The sequence below is a fragment of the Cupriavidus lacunae genome (assembly GCF_003353055.1).
Taxonomy (GTDB): Bacteria; Pseudomonadota; Gammaproteobacteria; order Burkholderiales; family Burkholderiaceae; genus Cupriavidus; species Cupriavidus lacunae.
In genome coordinates this window covers 1-1,942 of record NZ_QKWJ01000214.1, presented here as the reverse complement: position 1 = coordinate 1,942, position 1,942 = coordinate 1, and the positions used below count along the sequence as shown (strand labels likewise).

The window sequence follows — 1,942 nt, the reverse complement described above, 5'->3', positions numbered from 1 at the left end:
GCTACGCTGCGCAGGGGATTCTCCCCGCGCAAAATCAGGGCAGCGCTGTTCCGCTGCATGTGAAGAAATGGATGCAGCTTAAACTCGGTTGAAATCTGTCTTGACCGAGGGGTCCACTTTAGGGCCCTAGATGTGCTGTTCAATGGAGTACCTCAGCCGCCCCGCATCCTGTTCAAGGGAGGAACTTCGCTATCGAAAGCGTTCTCGTTGATCACAAGATTCTCCGAGGACATCGACATAACGGTGTTCCGGGAAGATCTCGGGCAGCCAGTTCAGGTAGCGGAACTCGCCGCGCTAAGTGGGAAGAAGCGGCGCGTGCGGCTAGAAGAAGTTCGGCAAGCCGCGCAAGCCCACATCGCAGGCCCGATGCGTGGACAAGTCGAAGCGCTGGTGCAAGACCAGATGCCAGCAGGGCGTTACCGGATCGAGCTTGACCCCGCCGACAGGCACCCATGGTTCCTTCTGGCCTGAACTCCGTGGCACTGAATTTAAAGTGTAGCAACACCTATACGGTTAGCGATTACTGACTTTTTGAGGCTCCATGGAGGCCCGTTGGTACAGCAAAGTGCCTTCCGTTGGTACACCGAGGCCAGCTCATCCCGGGCAAGGTACTTGCCAGGAAACCATGCTCCTCTTTTAGGGCTATGAGGGGCTGCCCGGGCCAACCTCAGGGCGTACCATTTGCCAGCGGCTACGAGGGTCATCTTTAGCCGGAGGCATCATTGACGCCTTGGAGAACATTGTGGGCAACGCGAAAACGATCACTACCCCTTTGGCGCACATGAGCCCCGGGGACATGTTTGCCAAGCTCCAGCGTGAGCTGAAGCGACTAACGGAAGCAAGGTGTGAGGAGGATGTACAGGATCATGCTTTCAACTTTGCAGTCACGGCTTGGCACCTGATCGACTGGGTATGGCACTGCCGAATAGCATCAGACGAGGGAATCAGAAGCGAATTAGAGTCCTCCTATCCGGCAGCAACGCTCCCCAAGCTAAGGGCGAATGGAGATCCCAAGACCTGGCTCGTGATACGCGTGATCCGGATGTGCCCCGAACTAAGCGTTTGCCAAGAAGTTGCCAATGGGGTCAAACATTTCACTGTTGAATCTCGGGGAAATGTGCAGAAAATCGCAACTAGTGCGACGTCAGCTCCAAGCCCGATGACACTTGGAACGGGGATTTTAGGTGGTGAGGGGTTGGCCGGTTCAAACGGCTCCATTGACAATCCTGTGTATCGACTGAAGATCACGGACAAGAATGGCAACAAGCGGGATGCGAGGGAAGTATTCAATGCCGTGACTGCGTTCTGGAAGGATTTCCTTGCTCGTCGAGGGATGCTCTAAANGGCGCCGCGTATTTCATCCGGGTCGAAGAACAAGTCAGCGTCCAGATCCGGGCAAGTGCGTCCGAGTCGCATCAGATGCGCTATGCGCCAAGCGACGACCATGAACAGTGCCAAAGCGCGCTCAAGCCGTTCTATCGCCGACAACTGGAGCGCCTCAACGCGACAGGCGTTCTTCAGGATGTTGAACAGCGCCTCTATCTCCCAGCGCGCGCGGTACCAGTCAATAAGCTCAGTCGCATCTTCCAGACTGGTTGCGCTGCGATTTGTCAGCAGACGCCACTCGATTGGCTTGACGCCGGCAGGCGCATCAAACTCGCGCGCGACGATGCTCGTCGCCGCGACCGTCATGCCCTTTCCTGCTGGCAGATCAACCCGTTGCACCCAGAGTTGCTGACGCACGGTGCGGGCCTTGACGCCATGGCGCGATCCCATCGTGAAGGCGATCTCGCCAATAGGCTTGCCGCTGATGGTGCGCTGCCACAGCTTCTCGCCATCGGGCAGGCTGCGATTGTGGCTGGCACGTATGAGCCAGTCAGCCGGCGTGCCCAGCTCTTGAGCATGCAGCATCAACGCCATCAAGTCGGCTTCGCGGTCGGCG

At 57.5% G+C, this 1,942-nt stretch carries 2 protein-coding genes and 1 pseudogene; 2 read left to right on the top strand and 1 reads right to left on the bottom strand.

Translation table 11 applies throughout. The annotated features are described in order from the left end of the window. Positions 1-132 precede the first annotated feature (132 nt). Both DN412_RS42720 and DN412_RS42715 read left to right on the top strand, forming a co-directional pair. Positions 133-471, top strand: coding sequence for a nucleotidyl transferase AbiEii/AbiGii toxin family protein (locus tag DN412_RS42720; protein WP_244223114.1), 339 nt, complete (start codon positions 133-135; stop codon positions 469-471). Between the two features lie 325 nt (positions 472-796). Then, on the top strand, positions 797-1,342 hold the full coding sequence (locus tag DN412_RS42715; protein WP_133303196.1) for a hypothetical protein: 546 nt from the start codon (positions 797-799) through the stop codon (positions 1,340-1,342). 2 nt (positions 1,343-1,344) lie between these two features. Here DN412_RS42715 and DN412_RS42710 read toward each other — a convergent pair. Then, a pseudogene (locus DN412_RS42710) lies at positions 1,345-1,942 on the bottom strand (IS4 family transposase); the annotation flags it as partial.

Coding starts and splice junctions, on each gene's coding strand:
- DN412_RS42715 (WP_133303196.1), top strand. CDS start 797: ATGTTTGCCAAGCTCCAGCGTGAGCTGAAGCGACTAACGGAAGCAAGG.